Consider the following 23,963-nt stretch of genomic DNA (forward strand, 5'->3'; position numbering starts at 1 on the left):
TGCGCAGCGTGGAGGGGACCGGCGGAGGCCGCGGCCCGGGTGGCCAGCCGACGCTGGACGAGGTGGCTCGGCTCGCCGGGGTCTCGCGCGCCACGGCGTCGCGGGCCATCAACGGCGGGAACCGGGTCAGCGCGGCCGCCCGCCGGGCCGTCGACGACGCCGTCCGCACCCTCGGCTACTCCCCCAACCCCGCGGCCCGGAGCCTGGTCACCCGACGCACCGACTCGGTGGCGGTGGTGATCCCCGAGCCCGACGAGCGGGTCTTCGCCGACCCGTTCTTCGCCCGCACGCTGAGCGGGGTCAACCGGGTTCTCGACGAGCGCGACCTCCAGCTGGTGCTGCTGCTCGCGCGGCCGGGCCAGGAGGAGGCGCGGATGCTGCGCTACCTGCGCAACCGCCACATCGACGGCGCCATCGTGGTCTCCCACCACCGCGCCGACAGCCTCGCCGACCACCTCGCCGCCCTCGACCTGCCGTGCGCGTTCATCGGCCGGCCGTGGACCAGCGCCGAGCGGGTGCCGTACGTCGACACCGACAACCTCGCCGGCGGCCGGGCGGCGGCCGAGGTGCTGCTCGAGCGGGGGTGTCGGCGGATCGGCACCGTCGCCGGGCCGGCCGACATGACCGCCGGCACCGACCGGCTCGAGGGCTGGCGGGCGGCGCTCACCGACGCCGGCCTCGGCACCGACGCCGTGGTGCACGGCGACTTCACCGAGTCGGGTGGGGAGCAGGCGGCCGTGGAGCTGCTCGACGCCCACCCCGACCTCGACGGCCTGGTCGTGGCCTCGGACCTGATGGCCGCCGGCGCCCTGCGCACCCTGGCCGCCCGTGGCCGCCGGGTGCCCGACGACGTCAAGGTGGTGGGGTACGACGACCTCGGCGTCGCCGAGCACACCGACCCGCCCCTCACCACGGTCCGCAACCCGATCGTGGAGATGTCCGAGCACGCCACCCGCCTGCTGATCGAGCAGATCGAGGGCGAGCGCGGCATCCAGCCGATGCGGGTCGTCTTCCCGCCCACGCTGGTGCGGAGGGCGAGCGCCTAGCCCCCGCGTCGCGGTAGTCCGTGACGTTTGGGCCCCTCCGCGGCCCGATCAGGGGCCCGAACGTCACGGACTACCGCGCCAGAACTAGAACGCGTTACAGTCCGCCGCATGCTGCTCGACGTCCAGCTGGACGGCCGGCCCGACCGAGCGGCGGAGCGCGCCCGGGAGCTGGTAGCGGCGGGGGTGGCCGGGCTGTTCACGTTCGAGGGCCCGCACGACGTGTTCTTCCCGCTGGTGACGGCGGCGGGGGTGGTCGAGACCGACCTGATGACCAACGTCGCGATCGCGATGCCCCGCTCCCCGATGCACCTGGCCCACGCCGCCTGGGACCTCCAGCTGATCAGCAAGGGCCGGTTCCGGCTCGGGCTGGGCTCGCAGATCCGGCCCCACGTCGAGAAGCGGTACGGCGCCACGTGGAGCCCGCCCGCCGCCCGGATGCGTGAGATCGTCCAAGCCACCAAGGCGATCCTCGCGTCGTGGCAGGACGGCACCCGCCTCGACTTCCGTGGTGAGCACACCACCCACACGCTGATGCCGCCGACGTTCGTGCCCGGCCCCAACCCGTTCGGTCCCCCGCCGGTGCTGCTGGGAGCGCTCGGGCCGGTGATGACCCGCACCGCTGCCGAGGTCGCCGACGGGCTGCTGGTCATGCCGTTCCACAGCCACCGCCACCTCCGCGAGCGCACGCTGCCGGCGGTCGCCGAGGGGCTGGCCCGGGCCGGCCGCGACCGCATCGACCTGTTCCCGCAGGCGATCGTGGCGATGGGCCGCACCGACGACGAGCTGGCCCGGGCCACAGCCGGCGTGCGCGGGCTGCTGGCGTTCTACGGCTCCACCCCGGCGTACCGACCGGTGCTCGACGTCGAGGGCTGGGGCGAGGTGCAGCCCGAGTTCAACGCCCTCTCCAAGGTCGGGGACGTCGCCGCGATGATGGCGCTGGTGACCGACGAGATGGTCGAGACCCTCGCCGTCCGCGGCACGCCCGAGCAGTGCGCCGGCGAGCTCGAGCGGCGGTTCGGCGACGTCGCCGAGCGGGTCTGCTGCTACTTCCCCGGGTACGACGCCCCGCTCGACCAGGTCGGCGACCTGGCCCGGGCGCTGGCGGAGGCCGGCTAGCCCAGCAGCGCCGCGACCCGCTCCACCTGGGCGACGTCGCTGCCGGTCGGGATCAGCTGCACCTCGTCGGCGCCGACGTCCTCGAACCGGGTGAGCAGCTCGCGCAGCTCGGTCTCGGTGCCGGCGAAGCCGGTGGTCGGCGCCATCGCGTCGACCAGGTCGACCGGCAGCCAGTTCATGTAGTGGCGCAGGTGGGCGTGCACCTGTCGCCGGGCCGACCCGTCGCCGTCGTCGAGCGCGAACCAGAACGACGTCGTCAGCCGCGGCGCGCCCCGACCGGCGTCCGCCCACGCCGTGCGGGCCAGGTCGAACAGGCCGGAGACCGCGACAGGATCGAGGTCGAGGGTGACCCCGGCCAGGCCGTCGGCCCAGGCGGCGGCCGACCGGATCGTGCGCGGGCCCATGGTGCCGACCAGCAGCTCGGGTCCGCCCGCCTGCGCCGGCGGCGGCCCCACCGGCCGCACCGCCTCGGTGACCCGCTCCCCGCGCCACACCCGCCGCATCACCCCGACCCGCCTGGCCATCTCGCCCATGGTCTGGGTGGCGACGTCGGCCCCGGCTGCGCGGTAGTCCTCCTCGCGACCACCCACGCCGAGCCCCACGGTGAGGCGACCGCCGCTGAGCTGGTCGCCGGTCGCGAGCGACTTGGCCAGCAGCACCGGGTCGTGCAGCTGCGGCACCACCACCGTCGTCACCAGCCGCACCCGCGTCGTCCAGGCCGCCACCGCGCCGAGGAGGGTGATCGTCTCGGGGTTGTCGAAGGCCATCCGCTCGCCGAAGCACAGCGAGCTGAACGGCCCCGCGTCGACCGCGCGACTCCACCGCTCGAGCGTCGCGGCGCCGTCGTCCCAGAGGTCCGGCTCCATCACCGGCAAGGTCATCCCCACGTCCACGGCGCCACCCTGCCACGTCGGGAGGACTGGACCAGCTGTCTCACGAATGACTCATCCGGGCTATTCACGTCAAGGCTGACCTGCGACGACAGTAGTCTGGCGCGGCGCCCGAGGGCGCTGACAGCGATGGCTGAACGGCAGCAACGGTGCTCCGGCACCGGTCGCGGGTTCGAATCCCGCCATCGACACGAGGGCCGTCGCGGGGACGGCGGACGACTCGCACAAGGGGCCGGAAGCGCAGCACGCGCGACCGGGGAGCCGGGTCGTGCACCGCTCCCGCTGGTTGTGTAGTGGAGTCGTGGTGCCGTCCGTGCCGTCGACGTGGCCGATGCTGCCCCGAGAGCAGCGGACGCCTGCCCTGGCGGCGCTCGCCGAGCGTCGTGGCGTCGTGCTGCACGGAGCCGGCGGCGTCGGCAAGACCTGGCTGGCCCGCGCGGTGCAGGACACCCTCGAGCAGGCCTCCCCCGAGCTCGACTGGTACGTCGTCATCGGGTCGCACGCCGAGCGGGAGATCCCCCTCGGCGCCGTCGACGGCCTGCTCCGGGAGGTCCGGCTCGGCCGGGTCGGCTCGCCGCGCCAGCTGGCCCGCGTCGTCCACGAGCGGCTGGTCGCGGACGGACGCCGCGCCGTCGTCCGGGTCGAGGACGCCCACCTCCTGGACGACGCCAGCGCCCAGCTGCTCGCGAACCTCGCCCGCCTGGGCGACGTCGTCCTGCTCGCCACGATCCGGTCCGGCCAACGACCGGTCACCCCGCTCGTCGACCTGTGGCGTGACGGCCTGCTCGACCGGGTCGACGTGCCGGCGTTCACGCTCGACGAGGTGCGCGAGGTGCTGCGGCTCGCGCTCGACGGACCCGTGGGCGCCGACCTGGTGCACGAGGTCCACCGCTCCTCGCGCGGCAACGCGATGTTCGTGCGCGAGCTGGTGCGGGTCGGGCTCACCGACGGCAGCCTGGGCCTGCGCGCCGGCAGCTGGTCGCGGGTGGGGCCGACCGTCCCCGACGCCGGGCTGGTCGACCTCATCGCCGCCGAGCTCGACCGGCTCGACGCCGACGAGCGGGCCGCGGTCGAGCTGGTCGCCCTGGCCGAGCCGGTCGCCGTCGCCCTGGCCCGCCCCCACGTCGACGACGAGGCGCTCGACCGCCTGGTCGGCTCGGGCCTGCTGCGGGTCGACGCCGCGCTCACCACCGACCGACTGTCGACCCAGGTGCTGCGCCTGGCCCACCCCCTGCACGCCGAGTGCCTGCGGGCGACGATCGGCCCCGGGCGGCGGCACGCGCTGCACGCGGCCCTCTACGCCGAGGACGCCGCGTCACCGCCCCAGACGGTGTCCGGCTTCCTCCGCCGGGTCGCCTGGACCCTCGAGATCGGCGGCCCCATCGACGCCGTCGAGCTGGTGCGTGCGGCGCGGGCCGCCGCCGCGCTGGGTCAGCACGACTTCGCCGGCGACGTCGCCGGCGCCGCCGTCGAGCGGAGCACCGAACCCCACCTCGAGGTCGAGGCCCGGCTGCTGCGCGGCACCGCCCGGCGGCTCGCCGGTCGGCCGGGCGACGCCGGCGCCGACGCCCACGCCGCGGCCGCGCTCCTCGACACCCTGCCGGCCGGCCCCGACACCGCGGACCTCGTGGTCGCGCTGCACGAGCTCCGGGCCGATCTCGAGCAGCTCACTCACGACCGCCCCCGCGAGGCGCTGGCGCTCCTCGACGCCGGGTTCGGCAGGGCCGGGGACGACCCGCTCCTCGCCGAGCGCCACCGGCTCACCCGGCTGGCCCGTCGCGGCTGGGCCGGCGACCTCGGCGTCGTCCGCGACCTCACCGACGAGCTGGTCCTGGCTGCCCCCGGCGGTGCCACCTGGCACGACCGGGTGGTTGCGCCCGCCCTGCTCGGCCTGGCCTGGGCGGGCCGGGCAGGCGACGTCGACCGGCTGGCCGACGCCTGGGTGCCCGGTCCCCCATCGTACGACGAGGACGACCCGACCACCCGCAGCGAGGTCCGGCTCGCGGCCGGACTCGGCCGCCTGGCCGCCGGGCACGTCGACCCCGCGCTGCGCACCGACCTCGCCGAGCCCGCGCTCGCCGCCGCCCTGGCCGCCCGCAAGGCCGCGGCGCTCGGCTGCTGGCGGACCGCCGACGAGCTGCACCGGTCGGTGCACCTCTCGCTGGAGGTGCGCGATCCCCGGGGCCTGCTGGCGTGGGCGCTGGCGGCCGAGTCGTACGCCGCGCTCAAGGTCGGCGACCGCGACCGGGCCCGCGAGCTCTGCGAGCGCGTCGACCGCACCCCCCTGCGCGGCAGCCGGGCCCTCGAGCCGGATCTCCGCGTCCACCTGGTCGCGACCCTGATCGGGCTGGGCGACCCCGACGCCGCCGCCCGGGCCACCGCGATGGTGCCGTGGGCGCGCCGCCACGGCCACCACCTCGCCGAGATGTGGGCGCTGGGTCTGCTCTCCGTCGCCTCCCCCGACCACGCGCGCGAGTTCGCCGCGGCCGACCGGGCGGCCGAGCTGGCCACGTTGGTCGACGCCCCGGTCGCGACCCACCTCGCCGCCCACGTCGACGCCGCCGTGCGCGGCGACCGCCGGATGCTCCAGGCGGTCGAGTCGCGGCTCGCCGAGCACGGCTACTGGCTCCCGCTCGGCACCGTCACCCCACCCGCCAGCCTCTCGCGCCGCGAGGCCGAGGTCGCGGCCCTGGTCGCCGCCGGGCTCACCAGCCCCGCGATCGCCGAGCGCCTGCACCTCTCGGCCCGCACGGTCGAGACCCACGTGGCCCGGGTCTTCACCAAGCTCGGCGTCAACCGCCGCGGCGACCTCGCCGACGCCCTGCGCCGCCTGCCGGCCTGAGTCGCTGGTCGCGGTCGCGGGTCGAGGAAGTGCGCCCGCAACTGTTCCGAGACCCCCGCTGGCCGCACGCCCTCCGGTGGGAACGGGAGGGCTCTGGTCTCACCGGGTCTCGAGGCTCGTCGCCAGGGCTCCTCGCACCTCGACCAGCGGTGTGCGCTGGTTGTGGTGCGAGCGAAGCGAGACTCGAAACCCCCGCCGGCCGCACGCCCTCCGGTGGGGACGGGAGGGCTCTGGTCTCACCGGGTCTCGAGGCTCGTCGCCAGGGCTCCTCGCACCTCGACCAGCGGTGTGCGCTGGTTGAGGCGCGAGCGAAGCGAGCCTCGAAACCCCCGCCGGCCGAACGCCCTCGGGTGGGGACGGCAGGGCTCTGGTCTCACCGGGTCTCGAGGCTCGTCGCCAGGGCTCCTCGCACCTCGACCAGCGGTGTGCGCTGGTTGAGGTGCGAGCGAAGCGAGCCTCGAAACCCCGCCGGCCGAACGCCCTCCGGTGGGGACCGGAGGGCTCCCGTCTCACCAGGCAACGAGTGCGGGACTTCGCCCCTCCTCAACCAGCGGTGGGAGGGCGCTCGTCTCACCGGGTGACGAGTGAAGGACGTCGTCCTTCCTCCACCACCGGCACGCCGGAAATGCCGACCGCCCGGCCCCGGGGGATCCGGGACCGGGCGGTCGGGTCAGGCGGTGTCGGTTACAGCCCGGGGACCAGGCCGCTCGCCGAGGCGCGACGCAGAGCCTTCTGGCTGTGCGGCGGGCGGTACGTGACGGTCACCGGGACCGCCCGGGAGGCGATGCCGGGCAGGGAGACCTGCGTCCAGCCGCCACCGGGGGCGAGGGAGATCGTCTTGTAGCTGACGCCGTCGACGTAGATCTTGATGGCGCCACGGACCGCGCCGCCACCCTTCTTGTGCGCCTTGACCCGCAGCAGACCGCTGGTCGCCCCGGTGCGCTTGACCTTGAGGTCCACCTCGACCTTGGCCTTGCCCTTGAGCACGTCCTGGAACACCTTGTCGCTGTGCGTGGCGTCGTAGAACGAGTTCGCCGCGGGCGTGAAGGTCGCCCACACCAGGTGCGGGACACCGGGACGGAGGCGCTTGATGACCTTCTCGCCCCACTGGGTGCCCTTCACCGGGGTCGGCTTGCCCCACTTGCTGCCGTCCACGTAGTACTGCAGCGTGCCGGCGATCGGGCCGAAGCCACCCGGACGCGGCTTCACCAGCGTGCGGTAGGCGATCCGCTCGCCCTGGAACGCCGGCATCTTGGTGGAGATGACGGTGAAGTCCAGGAGGTTGGCCCGGACGACCACCTGCAGGACGTTGGAGATGCCCTGGATGGTGTTGTCGTCGCCCGAGTACTCGGCGGTGTAGGTGTGCAGGCCCTTCGACGGCTTGGCGATCGTCCAGGTCGCGACACCGGCGTCGTCCACCGGGATCGGGCCGCTGACGTAGACGCCGTTGTCGAGGAAGCGGACGGTGCCCGTGGCCACCGCGCCGTTCTCGGTGGTGACCGCCGCGGTCAGCTCGAGGAGCTGGCCGTACTGGAGGTCGGTGTCGTTGGCCGTCAGCGCGACCGTGACGAGCTGCTTCTCCACGACCTGGACCAGCGGGTTGCTGGTGGCCTCCTCGTAGTTGTCGTCACCGAGGTAGGTCGCGGTCACGACGTTGTCGCCGACCGGCAGGTCGTCGGTCTGCACCGTGGCCTGGCCGTTGGCGTCGATCGCGACGGGGGCGTTGAACGCCGTGCCGTTGACGTAGAGCTGCACCTCGCCGGTGGGCTCGTACGGCTTGGTCGGCAGGTTGCCGTCGACGTCGATGGAGAAGGTCACCAGCTGGCCGGCGTGCGACGGGTTGACGTCGCTGGTCAGCTTGACCTTGGCCGAGCCGAAGTTGACGACGTGGTCGACGTAGTTGCTGTAGGCCTCGTCGAAGTTCGCGTCGCCGACGTAGTGGGCGCGCACGTGGTGGTGCGCGTCCGGCTCGGTCACCGGCATCTCGATCTCGAAGTGCGCCTCGCCGTCGTCGTCGATCGCCACCGGCGCGCCGAGCGGCTGGTCGTAGACGTACAGCTGGATGTTGCCGGTCGGGTCGACCTGGGTCGGCTTGGTCGCGGTGACCTTGACGTCGAAGATCGACTTCTCGCCCTTGATGACCGTGGTGTGCGGCATGCTCAGCGCGACGTTGACGTCACCCTGGTTGACCACGAAGTCGGCGATGGTCGACTCGGAGCCGTTGAACTCCTTGTCACCGAGGTACTCCGCGGTGATGTTCTGGGTCCCCACCGGCAGCCGGTGGGTCGTCAGCGTCGCCTGGCCGTTCGCGTCCAGGGTGACGGTCCCGCCGATGACGGCGTTGCCGTTGGTGCGGAAGACGACCTTGCCGGTCGGGGTGCCGAGGGCCGGGTCGACCGGCAGCACGGTGACGCCGAAGTCGACGACGTCGCCGTAGTTGGGCGGGTCGAGCGGACCGGCGAGCAGCACCTGCGTGTTGCCCTTGACGACCGTCCACGGCGCGGTGCCGGTCGACGGCAGCGAGTCGCTGTTGCCGTTCGGCGTGTAGACCGCGGTCAGCGTGTACTGGCCCACCTTGAGACCCGGGGTGCCCGGGGTCGGGTGGTAGAAGATCTTCGCCGAGCCGTTGACCAGGTTCTTGGTGCCCAGCGGCGTCACGACGCCGGTGTTGTCGTTCTCGGCGAACAGCTCCACGGTGCCCGTCGGCACCTGGCCGCCGGCCTCGGGCGTCACCGTCACGGTGAACGGCACCTGCTGGCCGGTCACGGCGCCACCCGGCGCGGTGATCGTGGTCGTGGTGTCGAACTGGGTGTTCCACTGGAGCAGGACGGTGCCGTTGCCCTCACGCGTGGAGGTCCAGGGGCTGACCAGCGCGGCCTTGCTGGGGTCGGGGTTGACCCAGCTGCGGCCGCCGCCGCCACCGCCGCCGCCGTTGTCGGCGAACGTCGCGCCCTGGCTACCGCCGGTGGGGTAGCCACCGCCACCGCCACCGGAGCCGCCGCCGGGCAGGAGGATCGCGTCGTCGCCCTCGCCGCCGGCCTGGGTCTGCGCGTCGCCGTCCTCGCCGCCCCACGAGCCGTCGCCGCCGCCACCGGCGCCACCGTCGGCGTCGGCGTTGCCGCCCTCGCCGCCGGTGTTGATGAAGGCACCGGTGCCGCCACCGCCACCGCCGCCACCGGCGACCGCGACGCGCTCACCGTTGACGAAGACCTCGGTCGCGCCACCGCCGGCGCCGCCGGCGCCGCCGTAGGCGACGAAGGCGCCGAGGCCCTCACCGCCGGGGCCACCGGTGGCCGCGCCACCGTGCGGCTGGGGGAAGCCCTCGCCGAAGCTGGCGTCCGGGGAGCCGTCCTGGCCGCGACCACCGAGCAGCATGGTGACGGTGTCACCGGGCTCGACCGGCACGTAGACCGTGCCCACGGCACCGCGACCGCCGGAGCCGCCCTCCTTGCCACCGGCACCGCCGGCCGCGCCGGCGAGGGTGACGTTGAGGCCCGTGACGTTGGCAGGGACCACGAAGTTCTGGCCCAGGTCACCCGGGTTGTAGTTGAAGGTCTGGGACCCAGGCGCTGCCTGGGCCGTCGAGGTCGAGATTGCCGTGAGACCAGCGACGGCCAACGCTGTTGCGACGGCGGCCGTGGTCGAACGGGCTACGAGAGTGCTGTGACGCACAGTTGCAGCTCCTAGAGAGGGAGGGAGAGGTGCCCCGAGTTGCACCAGGTGGGGGTCAACCAACCCATGATCACGTCTGGGTGTCGTGGGGGGATCCGTAAGTGGTACGTAATGACAGTGGTGGCACGGCCGACCGGAGGAACGGCCCGGAGCGGGGCGGGTGACCCGGCTCACACGGGTGTCGGCATCGTGGCCACGACGTCCTCGCCGGGTCGATACCCGCTGCGTCCGGGGAGCAGACAGGACGCCTGGTCGCGACTCGGGCGGAGCCGCGCTGCCTATGCTGTCGGCCGTGAGTGCTCACGAGCGCGACCCGATCCGCGAGGCGCACCGCCAGTGGGTGGCCCACGGCTGGGACGACGCGGCCGACGGCATGGCGATGGTCACCTCGCTGGTCCGGGCCCACCAGCTGCTGCTCGAGCGGATCGAGGCGGTGCTCCGGCCGCTGGACCTGACCTTCGCGCGCTACGAGGTGCTCCGGTTGCTGTCGTTCTCGTCCTCGGGACGGATGCCGATGACCCGCCTCGGGTCGCTGCTCCAGGTGCACCCGACCAGCGTCACCAGCGCGGTGGAGCGGCTGGTGCGCCAGGGCTTCGTGGAGCGCCAGGGCCGCGACGACGACCGCCGGGTGATCCTCGCCGCGATCACCGACGAGGGGCGCGCGGTGGTCGAGAAGGCCACCGACGGGCTGAACGGCGAGGTCTTCGCCGCGCCCGGCGTCGGCCCCGGTCAGGTGGCGGACCTGACCCGGCTGCTCGGCGCCCTCCGCGCCTCCGCCGGCGACCGCGTCGAGTGAGACCGCCGTCCGGATTGGCCGACCACCGGCCGTGCCGTAGGCTGGACACCAAATAGTTTGACGTCCTAGTACCTTCCCTGCGCCCACCCCGGAGTCGAGCCCATGCCCGAGCTGCACGTGCCGCAGCACCCCGTCCGCCTGGTGACCGCCTCGAGCCTGTTCGACGGCCACGACGCCTCGATCAACATCATGCGGCGGATCTTCCAGAGCCAGGGCTGCGAGGTCGTCCACCTCGGGCACAACCGCTCGGTGCAGGAGGTCGTGGAGGCCGCCATCCAGGAGGACGTGCAGGCCGTGGCCGTGTCGTCGTACCAGGGCGGGCACATCGAGTACTTCGAGTACCTCGTCGAGCTGCTCCGGGCCCAGGGCGCCGACCACGTGCAGGTCGTCGGCGGTGGCGGTGGCGTGATCGTGGCCGAGGAGATCGCCCGGCTGCGCGACAGCGGCGTCACGATCTTCTCCCCCGAGGACGGCCAGCGGCTCGGGCTGCCGGGCATGGTCAACAGCGTCGTCCGGGCGATCGACGTCGACCTGTGGGCCGCGCGCCAGGTCGGGGCCGAGCAGGTGCTCAGCGGAGACCGGTTCTCGGTGGCCCGCGCGATCACGGCGGCCGAGCAGGGTCGGCTCCCCGAGGAGCTGCTGACCGAGGTCCGGGCCGCAGCCGGGCGGCGCACCGTGCCGGTGCTCGGCATCACCGGCACCGGCGGGTCCGGCAAGTCCAGCCTCACCGACGAGCTCGTCCGCCGCTTCCGGGTCGACCAGCACGACAAGCTCCGGATCGCCGTCGTCGCGGTCGACCCCACCCGACGCAAGGGCGGCGGCGCGCTGCTCGGCGACCGGATCCGGATGAACTCCATCACCGGGCACGACCAGGTGTTCTTCCGCAGCCTCGCGACCCGCGGCGCCCATGAGCTGCCCGACCAGCTGCGCGACGTCATCGACGTGCTCAAGGCCGCCGGGTTCGACCTGGTGGTCGTCGAGACTCCGGGCATCGGCCAGGGCGACGCCGCGATCGTGCCGTTCGTCGACACCTCCCTCTACGTGATGACGCCGGAGTTCGGCGCCGCCTCGCAGCTGGAGAAGATCGACATGCTCGACTTCGCCGACGTCGTCGCCATCAACAAGTTCGAGCGCCGCGGAGCCGAGGACGCCGTGCGCGACGTCGCGCGCCAGCTGGTGCGCAACCGCGAGGCGTTCGGCCAGCGTCCCGAGGACATGCCCGTCTACGGCACCAGCGCCGCGACGTTCAACGACGACGGCGTGACCGCTCTCTACCAGCACCTGCGCGCCCTGCTCGGCGAGGCCGGGTTGCCGGTCGCGGAGGGCGCGCTGCCTGAGGTGACCGTCAAGCAGTCGTCGCGGATCCGCCAGGTGCTGCCCGCCGAGCGCACCCGCTACCTCGCCGAGATCACCGAGACCGTGCGCGCCTTCCACGCGCGCACCGACGAGCTGGTCGAGCAGGCGCGCCGGGTGCAGCGGCTCGACGCCGTCGCCGCCGAGCTCGGCGAGGGTGCGGGGCGCGACGAGGTCTCCGCGCTGCTCGACCGCGCCCGGCGCGAGCTCGACCCCGAGGTGGCCGAGCAGCTCGCGCAGTGGCCCACCGTCGTGGCGGACTACGCCGCCGCGCCGGGCCGCGAGTCGCTGTCGGGCAACGTCGTGCCGCGGGTCGCGCTGCCGGCGTACGCCGACCACGGCGAGCTGGTGCGCTTCTGGCGACGCGAGAACCTGCCCGGCCGTTTCCCCTTCACGGCCGGGGTGTTCCCGTTCAAGCGCGAGGGCGAGGACCCGGCACGGATGTTCGCCGGCGAGGGCGATCCCGCGCGCACCAACCGCCGGTTCAAGCTGCTGGCCCACGACGCCGGCGCCACCCGGCTGTCCACGGCGTTCGACTCGGTCACCCTCTACGGCCGCGACCCCGACGAGCGTCCCGACGTCTACGGCAAGGTCGGCACGTCGGGGGTCAGCGTCGCGACGCTCGACGACATGAAGGTGCTCTACGACGGCTTCGACCTGCTGGCACCGACGACCAGCGTGTCGATGACGATCAACGGCCCCGCGCCGACCGTGCTGGCCTTCTTCCTCAACACCGTCATCGACCAGGCCCGCGAGCGCGGCGTCGACCCCGAGGAGGCGCTGCGCACGGTGCGCGGCACCGTGCAGGCCGACATCCTCAAGGAGGACCAGGGCCAGAACACCTGCCTGTTCTCCACGGAGTTCAGCCTGCGCTGCATGGCCGACATCCAGGAGTGGTTCATCGAGAAGGGGGTGCGCAACTTCTACTCGGTCTCGATCTCCGGCTACCACATCGCCGAGGCCGGGGCGAACCCCATCAGCCAGCTCGCCTTCACGCTCGCCAACGGCTTCACCTACGTCGAGTCCTACCTCGCCCGGGGCATGGACGTCGACGACTTCGCACCCAACCTGTCGTTCTTCTTCTCCAACGGCATGGACCCCGAGTACTCCGTCATCGGCCGGGTGGCCCGGCGGATCTGGGCGGTCGCCATGCGGGACAGGTACGGCGCCAACGAGCGCTCGCAGAAGCTGAAGTACCACGTGCAGACCAGCGGCCGCTCGCTGCACGCGCAGGAGATGGACTTCAACGACATCCGCACCACGCTGCAGGCGCTGATCGCCATCTACGACAACGCCAACAGCCTCCACACCAACGCCTACGACGAGGCGGTGACCACGCCCTCGACCGAGTCCGTACGTCGCGCGCTGGCGATCCAGCTGGTCATCAACCGCGAGTGGGGGCTGGCGATGAACGAGAACCCGCTCCAGGGGTCGTTCATCATCGACCAGCTCACCGACCTCGTGGAGGAGGCCGTGCTGGCGGAGTTCGACCGGATCAACGAGCGCGGCGGCGTGCTCGGCGCGATGGAGACCGGCTACCAGCGCGGCCGGATCCAGGACGAGTCGATGCTCTACGAGCACCGCAAGCACGACGGCACCCTGCCGATCGTCGGCGTCAACACCTTCCGCCGCCCCGAGGCCGAGGACGGCAGCGAGCCCGCGGGGCAGCCGCTGGAGCTCGCCCGGGCCACCGAGGCAGAGAAGCAGTCGCAGCTCGCGCGGGTCCGTGACTTCCAGCGACGCCACGCCGACGAGGCCACCGCCGCGCTGGCCCGGCTCAAGGAGGTCGCCATGTCCGACGGCAACGTCTTCGCCGCACTGATGGACGCGGCGAGAGTTTGCTCACTCGGGCAGGTGACCGAGGCGTTCTTCGAGGTCGGCGGCCAGTATCGTCGCAACGTGTGAGCACCCCGCACCCCACCTACGAGCAGCTCGCCGGCCTGCCGGCGTACACCCGCCAGCCGGTCCCGGTCGCCTTCGAGGACGTCAACGGCCACCTCAACGTCCGCCACTACCTCGGCATCGCCAGTGAGGGGCTCGACGAGTCGCTGGTGTCCCTGGGCATCACCCAAAACTGGCCGATCGCATCGGGCCACGCCTGCTTCTCGGCCGAGCACCACCTGACCTACCTCACCGAGCTGCGCACCGGCTCCACCCTGTCGGCGCGGGTGCGGCTGCTCGGCCGCTCGGAGCGGGCGGCGCACGTCATCGTCTACCTGCTCGACGAGACCCACGAGACCCTCAGCTACGTGATGGAGGAGATCTTCCTCCACATCGACATGAGCACCCGACGCACGGCGCCCTGGCCCGACGACGTCGCCGCCAACCTCGACGCGCGGATCGCCGAGGACGCCCGGCTGCCGTTCGAGTCCCCCACCTCGGGATCGCTCGCGCTGCGGTGATCGACGACCTCGGTCACCCGGTCGGGCTCACGGGCCCGGCCCGGCGGGTCGTCTCGCTGGTCCCGTCGATCACCGAGACGCTCGCCTCCGTGCGCCCGGAGGCGCTGGTGGGGGCGACCGACTGGTGCACCCACCCCGCCGACCTCGAGGCGACCCGGGTGCGGGGCACCAAGAACCCCGACCTCGCCGCGATCCGCGCCCTCGCCCCCGACCTGGTGGTGTGCAACAAGGAGGAGAACCGCGAGCTCGACGTACGCCGGCTGCGCGACGCGGGCGTGCCGGTGTGGGTGACCGACATCGAGACGGTGCCCGGGGCGGTCGACTCGCTGGGGCGCCTGCTCGACGCGCTGGGCTGGGGCCGGCCGGCGTGGCTCGCCGAGGCGGGCCGCCGGTTCTCCGGCCCGCTGCCGCCGGTGCGCCAGCGGGTCGCCGTGCCGATCTGGCGCGACCCGTGGATGGTGGTGGGCTCCTCGACGTTCACCGGCGACCTGCTGCGCCGGCTCGGGATGGCCAACGTCTACGGCACCAGTCCCGACCGCTACCCCCGCGTCGACCTCAGCGACCTCGACGCGGCCGGCGCCGACGTGGTGCTGCTCCCCGACGAGCCCTACGTCTTCTCCCCCACCGACGGCCCCGAGTCCTTCGCGCGCACCCCGACCCGCCTCGTCAGCGGCCGCCTGATCACCTGGTACGGCCCGTCCCTGCTCGAGGTCGACGAGCACCTGCTGGGCTGACGGACGCGCTGGCGTGCGCTGGTCGAGGTGCGAAGGCCGCTAGGCCTGAGCCTCGAGACCCAGTGAGCCGAAAGCCCTCCGGTGGGGATGGTCGCCGTTCGGGTGGTGGTCGAGCAGCGAGCGCCAGCGAGCGTCGTCGAGACCCGGTGAGCCGACCGCCCTCCCGTAGCGGGCGACTCCGGGGACGGGGCTCGGCGGGGTGCTGACTGCGGCTCGTGTGATCCGGGTGGCGGGTGACTGTTGGTGGTGGGGTGCGGGGTGCCGCGCGGGGGCGGGGCACTGCGGCTGCTGCGCGCCGGACGTCGTTCGGCACTCGTTGCCGTGTCGCCGGACGCTGCCCTGCCGTTCCCCAGGTTCGCTGTGGCGCCACGCCGCCGTCTACGTGCCGAACGCCGCCCGCCGCTCCGCCGCCTCCGTGCCGGCGGCGCGGCACGCCGGCGTGCGGTGGTCGAGGTGCGAAGGCCGCTAGGCCTGAGCCTCGAGACCCGGTGAGCCGACCGCCCTCCCTGTAACGGGTGACTCCGCGGACGGGGCTCGGCGGGGTGCTGACTGCGGCTCGTGTGATCCGGGTGGCGGGTGACTGTTGGTGGTGGGGTGCGGGGTGCCGCGCGGGGGCGGGGCACTGCGGCTGCTGCGCGCCGGACGCCGTTCGGCACTCGTTGCCGTGTCGCCGGACGCTGCCCTGCCGTTCCCCAGGTTCGCTGTGGCGCCACGCCGCCGTCTACGTGCCGAACGCCGCCCGTCGCTCCGCCGCCTCCGTGCCGAGTGGCGCGGCATCCCCGCGTGCGGACGGGCGCGTCCCGCTGGTCGAGGTGCGAGGAGCCCTGGCGACGAGCCTCGAGACCCGGTGAGCCGAACGCCCTCGCTGTAACGGGTGACTCCGCGGACGGGGCTCGGCGGGGTGCTGACTGCGGCTCGTGTGATCCGGGTGGCGGGTGACTGTTGGTGGTGGGGTGCGGGGTGCCGCGCATGGGGCACTGCGGCTGCTGCGCGCCGGACGTCGTTCGGCACTCGTTGCCGTGTCGCCGGACTCTGCCCTGCGGTTCCCCGGCGTCCGCTGCGGCGCCACGCCGCCGTCTACGTGCCGAACGCCGCACGTCGCTCCGCCGCCTCCGTGCCGGCGGCGCGGCACGCCGGCGTGCGGATCGGGCGCGGACCGCTGGTCGAGCAGCGAGCGCCGGCGGCCACCGCTGGTTGAGGAAGGACGAAGTCCTGTCTCGAAACCCGGTGAGACGAAAGCCCTCCAACAGGCACCGGGGGCAGTCAGGGTCTTGCCGAGCCGTCGTCAATTAACGCCGGGTCGGCGAAACACGACCAGCCTCCGGTGGGACGGGCGGGCGTTCGGCCGGCAGGGGTCTCGACGGGCGCTCGTCGCTGGCGCTCCTCGCTGCTCGACCACCGGCGCTCGGCGCTGCGCTACTCCCTCAACCAACGGCGCGGACGACGGCGGCGGTCTCGGCGGCGGTCAGCAGGCCGAGGTCGTGCAGGTGGTGGGCGACGGCGGCGGAGTCGAGGGCGAGGACGAACGGGACGTCGTGGTCCCAGGCGTCGGTGACGGCCTCGACGCGGCCGTCGCCGGGGTCGAGGCGGACCTCACGGATGTAGACGGCCCGCACCCGGCCGGGGTGGCGGCGGACGATCTCGGCGTAGATCTCCGGGTCGTGCTCCCCGGAGTCGCCGATCAGCACGAACGACAGGTCGGGGTGGAGGGCGAGCACCTCCTCGATCCGGCCGTGCTTGGTGCGCTCGCCGCCGACCAGGTCGCGCAGCAGCACCGGACCGGCCGGGAACCGGCGGTGGGCCAGGAAGGCGAGCAGGAAGTCGTGGAGGTTCCAGGGGCTCGAGGAGACGTAGAAGAACGGCGTACGGTCGTCGTGGCCCGCCAGCGCGCGGTAGAGCTCCGCGGCGCCGGCGAACGGCGTCCGGGTCAGCGCCGAACCGGTGAGGGTGCGGCGCACCATCGCCCAGATGCGCTGCACGCCGGTCTCGAGGATGGTGTCGTCGACGTCGGACACCACGCCGAGCGTGACGCCGGGCGCGCTGACCCGCACCCGCACGTCTGCGGCCGCCTCGACCAGCCCCCGGTACGGCGCCGCCAGCTCGACGCGGCCGACCGTCCAGGGCGCGACCAGCCCGGCGCCCTCGAGCTCGGCGCGGAAGTAGCCCTCGTCGTCGGTGACGACCTCGGCCACCACCCCGCCGACCGAGACCCGCAGCCGCACCCCGGGCAGCTCGTCGGTGAGGAACCCCGCCACCGAGCGCCGCAGCGCCGGCCAGGCCCCCTCGCCGTCGGTGGTGCCGGCGGGCTCCGGGTCGTCGAGCACCCGGCCGCGCACGACCAGCCGTCCGGTCGCCGCGCTGCCGTGGCCGACGTAGGGCACGATCCGGAAGTACGCCGGCGGCCGGCCGGCGCGGCGACGGAGCCGGGCGGCGTCGTAGCGGCGCTCCAGGCCGACGAGCAGCCGGCGGCCGCGGCCGCTCACCCGAAGGCGGGTCGCTCCTTGGCGAGGAACGCCCGCACCCCCTCGCGGAAGTCCGGGCCGGTGTAGACCTCGCGGAGCAGGTCGGCGTCGCCCTCGGGGCTGGCCTCGAGCGTGCGGGCGCGCGCCAGCAGCTGCGACTTGGTGGCGCGCAGGGTGACCCCCGAGACCCGGCGGAGCCCGTCGAGGAGCGTCGCGAGCTCGCCGTCGAGGTCCTCGGTGACAGCGGTGAGCGCGCCCACGGCGTACGCCCGCTCGGCCGGCACCAGTCGGGCGGCGAGCAGCATCTCGCGGGTGAGCGGCTCACCGAAGACCGTGGCGCACCGGTAGACGATGCTGGCGGCGAGCGCGTTGCCGAGCGTCTTGGCGATCGGGTAGCCGAACCGGCTGTGGGGGGTGGCGATCCGCAGGTCGCAGTGGGTCGCCACGGCGAGCCCACCGCCCACGCAGACGCCGTCGACGGCCGCGATCGTCACCTGGGGCAGGGCGAAGAGCGACTCGAGCAGCTCGCGGATCCAGTCCTCGTAGGCGACGGCGTCCTGCTCGAGGAAGTCGGAGATCTCGTTGCCGGCCGCGAACGCGCGGCCCCCCGCCCCGCGCAGCACCAGGGCCCGCACCGAGGTGTCGTCGGCCAGCTCGGCGCAGAGGTCCTTCATCGCGGCGTACATGGCGCGGGTGAAGGCGTTGTGCCGCTGCGGCCGGTCGAACACCACCTCGACGACGCCGTCGGTGCGGGTGATCCTCAGCTCGTCCACGGGGGTCAGGCTAGGCGGTGCGGCGGGTCGTGCCTCACCCGACCAGCCAGCGGGCGAGCAGCGTGCCGTCGTCCTCGAGGAGCGTGTGCAGCGTCAGCGGTGCGTCGACCGGCGGGCCGCTGGTGATCCGGGGGTGGTCGCCGGCCACCAGCCGCGGGACCACCGTGGCGCACAGCTCGTTGACCGCCCCGACGGCCAGCAGGTCGCGCAGCAGGTGCGGCCCGCCCTCGCAGAGCACGTGCCGCAGCCCCTGCCCGGCCAAGACGTCGCGCAGCCGCTCGAGGTCGACCCGGTGGTCGCCGAGCACCAGCACGTGCTCGGGCCCGAGCAGGTCGCGGGCCGCGGTCAGCCCGTCGGCGGCGGCGCAGGTGGCGAGCCGGACGGCGCCCGGCTCGGCGCCGCGCAGCGTCTCGGGCACCTCGCCGCGCCGGCTGACGACCACGACCGGCCGGTCGGTCGGGCCGTACTCCTCGACCCGGGCGGTGCCGGCGCCGACGACCACCACGTCGGCCAGCCGTCGCAGGGTGTCGAAGACCCGCTTGTCGGCGGCGTTGTTGATCGAGCCGCTGCGACCGGAGTCGCCGGTGGCGGAGCCGTCGACGGTGGCGACCATGTTGACCCGCAGCCACGGTGTCCGCGGCACGGCGTAGAGCGTCGCCAGGTCGCTGGTGTCGGGGCCGATCAGGACTCGCACGTCCACCTCATCACCCAGTACTGCACGCCGAACGGGTCGTCGTCGTAGTCCACACCCGCCAGGCGGCACCCGCCGAGCTCGCGGCCGGCCAGCACCAGCCCCTCGACCGAGGCCCAGAGCTCGGCGGCGAGGTCGGCGTCGACCTCGAAGCTCCCCGCACGCAGCCCGGCCCCCAGCGCCGCGTCGAAGCCCGCGGCCCGCCCGTCGAGGTGCCCCGGCGCCTTCTCGCTGCGGCGGGCGGAGCCGTTGGCCACCACGAGGTACGACGGCGCGTCGCCCTCGCGGCCGACGGCGCCGAGCAGGTGGGCGGCCACCCGCGCGCCCTGGGGGTCGGCGAGCACCGTGACGTCGCGGCCCAGCCAGCCGACGGCGGCGTGGCAGGCGGCGCGCAGCGCGGCGACCGGGTCGTCGAGGCCGGCGTGCTCGGGCAGCAGGGCGAGCACGCCGGGTACCAGGGCCACCCGCGCCGGACCGGTCACTGGAGCCCCCGGATCGCCCGGCGCGGCGGCCGCCGACCGGCGATCGACCACACCATGTCGACGGTCTGCCGGGTCTCGACCACCTCGTGCACGCGGTAGATCCGGGCACCGGCGAGCGCGCAGACCGCGGTGGCGGCCAGGGTGCCGGTGAGCCGCTGCCCGACGGGCAGGTCGAGGGTCTCGCCCACGAAGTCCTTGTTGGACAGCGAGACCAGCACCGGCCAGCCGGTCGCGACCATCTCGCCGAGCCGGCGGGTGACCTCGAGGGAGTGGAAGGTGTTCTTGCCGAAGTCGTGGGCCGGGTCGATCACCACCGACTCGCGCGCCACGCCCGCCGCCACCGCGCGCTCGGCGTAGGCGACGGTGTCGTCGATCGCGGCGCGCACGACGTCGTCGTACTCGATGCGGTAGGGGCGGGTGCGGGGGGTGACCCCGCCGGTGTGGGTGCAGACGACGGCGACGTCGTGGGCCGCGGCGACGTCGACGAGCTCGGGGTCGGCGCCCCCCCAGGCGTCGTTGAGGACGTCGGCGCCGGCCGCGCACACCGCGTCGCCCACCGATGCCCGCCAGGTGTCGACCGAGATCGCCAGGCCGGGGAACGCCTCGCGCACCCGGGCCACCAGGTCGACCACCCGGCTGCGCTCCTCGGCCTCGCCGACCTCCTCGCCGGGGGCGGCCTTGATGCCGCCGATGTCGACCACCTCGGCGCCCTGCGCGACCACGGTGGCGACCCGCTCGAACGCCTTGTCCTCGGCCCAGGTGGCGCCGCGGTCGTAGAAGGAGTCGGGGGTGCGGTTGACGATCGCCATCACCAGCGTGGCGTCGTCGGCGAAGGAGTGGCGGCCCAGGCGCAGCGTCATCCGACGCTCACCGCCGGCGGCCGCTCGCGGGTCGGCACCAGCCGGTCGACCACCTCGGGGCCGGGCAGGAACTGGCGCAGCGGCGCGGAGTCCCGCGGCTCGCCGCCGCTGCGGGCCAGCGCCGCGGCGAGGATCTGGGTGGCCATCCCGCCGAGGTCGTGGAGCGACTGGTGCCGGTGGGCGCGCACGCCGAGGTCGACCTGCGCGATGGCGGCGGGTCCGCGCTCGGCGAGGGTGTCGACCAGCGCGGCCAGCTCGACGGCGTAGCCGGTCGGCACGGCGAGCCGCTCGAAGAGCGAGCGGCGCACCGCCCACTCCCCCGCCAGCGGCTGCACGAGGTCGGCCAGCCCGGGGAACAGCAACCCGATCAGGGGGCGCGCCACCAGCTCGGTGACCCGGCCGCCGTCGAGGGGGCCCTGCTCGCCGGGCCGCTCGTAGTAACCCTTGACCAGCTCGACCTCGGGGCGGGTGAGCAGGGGGCCGAGCAGGCCGGGCACGAAGTGGGTGTCCCAGTCGACGAGGTCGGCGTCCATGAAGACCAGCACCTCGCCGCGGGTCACGAACAGCGACTTCCACATCGCCTCGCCCTTGCCCGGCCACGACCCCAGGTCGGGGCGCACCTCGGAGGCGCGGTGGACGACGGCGCCGGCGTCGGTGGCGACGTCGTAGGTGGCGTCGGTGGAGTCGGAGTCGATCACCACGACCTCGTCGAGCAGGGCCACCGTCTCGACCAGCGCCTCGCGCACCCGGGTGACGACGTCGCCCACGGTCGCGGCCTCGTTGCGGGCCGGTACGACGAGGCTGACCGCCCGCCCGGCCTTGGCGCGCAGCAGGTCGTCGAGGGTCCAGTCGTCCCAGTGGTGGGTGTTGCGGGCTGACCACGACGCCCCGGCGCTCGACACGTCCGGCAGCCTACGACCCGGGTCGGAGGCCGGGCTCACTCGTAGCCCAGCACCTCCTGGCGCCGGTCGGCCCACGCCAGCGCCGAGCGGATGGCGTCCTCGATCGACAGCTCGCTGCGCCAGCCGAACAGCTCCACGGCGCGGTCCACGTTCGCGAACGCCCCCACGGCGTCGCCCGGCCGGGGCGGAGCCTCCGTGATCGGCACCTCGCGGCCGAAGACCTTCTCGAACGCCGCCACGAGCTCGCGCACGGTGGTGCCGTCGCCGGTGCCGAGGTTGATGACCACGCTGGGCGCACCGGCCCGCTCGATCACCTGGTCGAACTGCTCGACGGCACGCACGTGGGCGCGGGCGACGTCCCAGACGTGGATGTAGTCGCGGATGCCGGTGCCGTCGCGGGTGGGCAGGTCGGTGCCGGTGATGGTGAACGAGTCCTTCTGCCCCCGGGCCGCCAGCACCAGCTGCCCGAGCACGTGGGACGGCTCCTTGGCGTAGATGCCCGACTCGAGGTCGGGATCGGACCCGATGGGGTTGAAGTAGCGCAGGATGACGGCGCGCAGGTCGGTGGCGGCCGCCATGTCCTGGAGCACCTCCTCCATCATCCGCTTGGTGCGGGCGTACGGCGAGTTCGGCGCCAGTGGGTCGGTCTCGACGACCTCGAAGTCGGGCTTGAGCGCGTAGAGGCTGGCCGAGCTGGAGAACAGCACCCGCGGCTTTCCGAGCCGGTCGAGCTGGTCGAAGAGCTCCAGCGACTTGGCGACGTTGTCGCGGTAGTACTCGTAGGGCTGCTCCACCGACTCGGGCACGATGATCCGGGCCGCCATGTGGATGGTGGCGTCGAGGTCGGGGTGCTCCTCCACGATCCGGGAGACCAGGTCGCGGTCGGCGATGTCGCCCTCGTAGAAGATCCGGTCCCTCGCGAACGCCCGCGGACCGGTGAGCAGCGAGTCGAGCACCACCGGCGTGTGGCCGGCCACCTCGAGCGCCTTGGCCGTGGTCGATCCGATGTAGCCGGCGCCGCCGGTGACGAGAACCTTCATGGGGTCAGAGCCTAGAGGGGCGGCCGGTGGCGCCCCCGGCCCCCTCGGGGCGGTTGCCGCGGGCCGGGCCCTGGGGCCGGGCGTGCGACAGGAGGCGGCGGCGAAGCGGGCCTGCGCGGCGCGCGGGATCCCCGGTCGACCGGGGATTCGCCGTGCTGTCGGGCCTTGCCATGCCCGACAACACCAGGAACAGCCCGACAAGTCCGTCGCGCGACGGACTCGCCCGTCCCTCCCCGCCCCCTCCCGTGCCTCGCCGGCCCGCGCCCGCTCGGGCGGGTCACCACGTGGGTGACCGCGGGGACTGCCGCGACGCAGGGCCCCGGTTACCCGATGCAGGTGATGCCCCACCGGGCCGGCGGGGGGAGGCTGGAGGTCCGGTGGCGACCGCTCGTCGCCCCGAGCCCGACCCGCGACGTGTGCAGAGGTGGCCGTGACCCTGATCGCCGAGCACCGGTCGACCCTGGTCGCCGGTGTCCGCAGCAGGGCGCTGCGCCACGTCCCGCGCGCGGCGTTCGCGGTCGACCTCGTCGCGGTGACGCTCGCCGGCCTGCTCGCGCTGGTCGGTCGCCACCGGCTCGACCTCTTCGAGCGCACCGGCTCCTCGGAGGTCTACGCCGCCGCCGAGGCGCTCGGCGCAGCGGCGCCGCTGATGCTCGCCGCCTGGCTGGTCTGCATCACGCTGGCCGGCGGCTACCGGCCGTGGGTCTTCGGGGCCGGCACCGAGGAGTACAAGATCGTCGTCAACGCCAGCCTGGCCGCGGCCGGCGTCGTGGGCGTCGGGTGCTACCTGCTGAAGTTCCCGCTCTCCCGGGGCTTCTTCCTGCTCGCGTTCCTGGTCGGCGTGCCGGCCCTGGTGCTCGGGCGGTTCACCGTCCGTCGCGGGCTCCACGCCCTCCGGCGACGGGGCCGGCTGCTCAACCGGGTGGTCATCGCCGGCAGCGCCACCCACGTCGAGGACGTCGCCCGGGTGCTGCGCCGCGAGTCGTGGCTGGGCTACCGCGTGGTCGGCGCGCTGCTGCCCGCGGAGTCTCGGGGCTCGGCGCAGGTGCCGGTGCTCGGCACGCCCGAGCAGCTGCTCGACGTCGTGGCCGGCACCCACGCCGACATCGTCTTCCTCGCCGGCGGCGCGCTGGACTCCTCGGCCCAGATGCGCCGGATCGCCTGGGACCTCGAGGGCCACGACGTGCAGGTCGTGGTCGCGCCCAGCGTCAGCGACGTCGCCGACGACCGGATCCGGGTGCGGGGCGCCGGCGGCCTCCCGCTGATGCACATCGACCAGCCCCGCACCGCCGCCGCCGGCAAGCGCGTCTTCGACGTCGCGGGCTCGCTGCTGCTGCTGACCCTGCTCAGCCCCCTGATGCTCGTCGCCGCCGTGTGGGTGCGCCGCCACGACGGTGGGCCGGTGCTGTTCCGGCAGACCCGCACCGGCCTCGACGGTCGCACCTTCCCGTGCCTGAAGTTCCGCTCGATGGTCGTCGACGCCGAGGAACGGCTGGCGACGCTGCACGCCGCCACGGGCTACGACGGCGGGCTGTTCAAGCTCGCCGACGACCCCCGGGTGACCCCGCCCGGCCGCTGGCTGCGCCGCTACTCCATCGACGAGCTGCCCCAGCTGGTCAACGTGCTGCGCGGCGAGATGTCGCTGGTCGGGCCGCGGCCGCCGCTGCCGAGCGAGGTCGCGGCCTACAGCGACGACAACCACCGCCGGCTGCGGGTGCGGCCCGGGCTCACCGGGCTGTGGCAGGTCTCCGGCCGCTCCGACCTGCCGACCGCCGAGGCGATGCGCCTCGACCTCTACTACGTCGACAACTGGTCGATGCTGCGCGACCTCACCATCCTGGGTCGCACGGCCGGCGCCGTCGTGCGCTCCCGCGGCGCCTACTGACCGGGGCGACGGGCGGG

At 74.0% G+C, this 23,963-nt stretch carries 17 protein-coding genes; 8 read left to right on the forward strand and 9 right to left on the reverse strand.

The features are described 5' to 3' along the window. The first annotated feature begins 8 nt into the window (after positions 1 to 8). Positions 9 to 1,046 (forward strand): LacI family DNA-binding transcriptional regulator, encoded by a 1,038-nt coding sequence (locus JT721_RS15270; protein WP_205474106.1) that lies wholly within the window; start codon positions 9 to 11, stop codon positions 1,044 to 1,046. A gap of 108 nt (positions 1,047 to 1,154) precedes the next feature. Continuing rightward, positions 1,155 to 2,162, forward strand: a complete 1,008-nt coding sequence (locus JT721_RS15275) for a TIGR03617 family F420-dependent LLM class oxidoreductase (protein WP_205474107.1) — start codon at positions 1,155 to 1,157, stop codon at positions 2,160 to 2,162. Here the strand turns inward: JT721_RS15275 and JT721_RS15280 are convergent. Next, positions 2,159 to 3,055: an LLM class flavin-dependent oxidoreductase gene (locus tag JT721_RS15280; protein ID WP_205474108.1), complete on the reverse strand. Its 897-nt coding sequence runs from the start codon at positions 3,053 to 3,055 to the stop codon at positions 2,159 to 2,161. The two genes, JT721_RS15275 and JT721_RS15280, sit on opposite strands and share 4 nt — an antisense overlap. Positions 3,056 to 3,353: 298 nt before the next feature. Here JT721_RS15280 and JT721_RS21795 point away from each other — a divergent pair, with 298 nt between their 5' ends. Then, the gene (locus JT721_RS21795) at positions 3,354 to 5,894 is read left to right on the forward strand and encodes a LuxR C-terminal-related transcriptional regulator (protein WP_205474109.1); all 2,541 of its coding nucleotides are present in this window, start codon (positions 3,354 to 3,356) and stop codon (positions 5,892 to 5,894) included. A gap of 684 nt (positions 5,895 to 6,578) precedes the next feature. On the opposite strand, the gene JT721_RS15290 is transcribed toward JT721_RS21795, so the two are convergent. Continuing rightward, positions 6,579 to 9,410, reverse strand: coding sequence for an Ig-like domain-containing protein (locus JT721_RS15290; RefSeq protein WP_205474110.1), 2,832 nt, complete (start codon positions 9,408 to 9,410; stop codon positions 6,579 to 6,581). Positions 9,411 to 9,858: 448 nt separating this feature from the next. On the opposite strand from JT721_RS15290, the gene JT721_RS15295 reads away from it, so the two are divergent. From JT721_RS15295 to JT721_RS15310, 4 genes are all read left to right on the forward strand, one after another. Further along, a complete protein-coding gene (locus tag JT721_RS15295) occupies positions 9,859 to 10,362 on the forward strand; it encodes a MarR family transcriptional regulator (RefSeq protein ID WP_307828084.1) in 504 nt (167 codons plus the stop codon). Between the two features lie 102 nt (positions 10,363 to 10,464). After that, entirely contained in the window at positions 10,465 to 13,620 is a 3,156-nt protein-coding gene (gene icmF, locus JT721_RS15300) for a fused isobutyryl-CoA mutase/GTPase IcmF (RefSeq protein WP_205474112.1), read from the forward strand. Then, positions 13,617 to 14,117: a thioesterase family protein gene (locus JT721_RS15305; protein WP_205474113.1), complete on the forward strand. Its 501-nt coding sequence runs from the start codon at positions 13,617 to 13,619 to the stop codon at positions 14,115 to 14,117. The genes icmF and JT721_RS15305 overlap by 4 nt, the downstream gene beginning before the upstream one ends. Further along, positions 14,114 to 14,851, forward strand: coding sequence for a helical backbone metal receptor (locus JT721_RS15310; protein WP_205474114.1), 738 nt, complete (start codon positions 14,114 to 14,116; stop codon positions 14,849 to 14,851). The genes JT721_RS15305 and JT721_RS15310 overlap by 4 nt, the downstream gene beginning before the upstream one ends. A 1,424-nt stretch (positions 14,852 to 16,275) precedes the next feature. Here the strand turns inward: JT721_RS15310 and JT721_RS21800 are convergent. From JT721_RS21800 to galE, 7 genes are read right to left on the reverse strand one after another with little or no spacing between them, the layout of a single operon-like run. Then, positions 16,276 to 17,334: an App1 family protein gene (locus tag JT721_RS21800; RefSeq protein ID WP_205474115.1), complete on the reverse strand. Its 1,059-nt coding sequence runs from the start codon at positions 17,332 to 17,334 to the stop codon at positions 16,276 to 16,278. Then, on the reverse strand, positions 17,331 to 18,086 hold the full coding sequence (locus JT721_RS15320; protein WP_205474116.1) for an enoyl-CoA hydratase-related protein: 756 nt from the start codon (positions 18,084 to 18,086) through the stop codon (positions 17,331 to 17,333). Before JT721_RS15320 ends, JT721_RS21800 begins: the two co-directional genes overlap by 4 nt. Positions 18,087 to 18,120: 34 nt before the next feature. Next, positions 18,121 to 18,780, reverse strand: coding sequence for a dihydrofolate reductase family protein (locus JT721_RS15325; protein WP_205474117.1), 660 nt, complete (start codon positions 18,778 to 18,780; stop codon positions 18,121 to 18,123). Further along, positions 18,768 to 19,259 (reverse strand): hypothetical protein, encoded by a 492-nt coding sequence (locus tag JT721_RS15330; RefSeq protein WP_205474118.1) that lies wholly within the window; start codon positions 19,257 to 19,259, stop codon positions 18,768 to 18,770. Before JT721_RS15330 ends, JT721_RS15325 begins: the two co-directional genes overlap by 13 nt. Next, the gene (gene folP / locus JT721_RS15335) at positions 19,256 to 20,119 is read right to left on the reverse strand and encodes a dihydropteroate synthase (protein WP_205474119.1); all 864 of its coding nucleotides are present in this window, start codon (positions 20,117 to 20,119) and stop codon (positions 19,256 to 19,258) included. Before folP ends, JT721_RS15330 begins: the two co-directional genes overlap by 4 nt. Then, a complete protein-coding gene (locus JT721_RS15340) occupies positions 20,116 to 21,021 on the reverse strand; it encodes a glucosyl-3-phosphoglycerate synthase (RefSeq protein ID WP_205474120.1) in 906 nt (301 codons plus the stop codon). The genes folP and JT721_RS15340 overlap by 4 nt, the downstream gene beginning before the upstream one ends. Before the next feature lie 35 nt (positions 21,022 to 21,056). Beyond that, positions 21,057 to 22,061: a UDP-glucose 4-epimerase GalE gene (gene galE / locus JT721_RS15345; RefSeq protein ID WP_205474121.1), complete on the reverse strand. Its 1,005-nt coding sequence runs from the start codon at positions 22,059 to 22,061 to the stop codon at positions 21,057 to 21,059. 424 nt (positions 22,062 to 22,485) lie between these two features. Between galE and JT721_RS15350 the strand changes: the two genes are divergently transcribed. Further along, the gene (locus tag JT721_RS15350) at positions 22,486 to 23,946 is read left to right on the forward strand and encodes a sugar transferase (RefSeq protein WP_205474122.1); all 1,461 of its coding nucleotides are present in this window, start codon (positions 22,486 to 22,488) and stop codon (positions 23,944 to 23,946) included. The last annotated feature ends 17 nt before the right edge of the window (positions 23,947 to 23,963 follow it).

The organism is Nocardioides sp. SYSU D00038 (assembly GCF_016924665.1).
In the GTDB taxonomy this organism is placed as follows: Bacteria; Actinomycetota; Actinomycetes; order Propionibacteriales; family Nocardioidaceae; genus Nocardioides.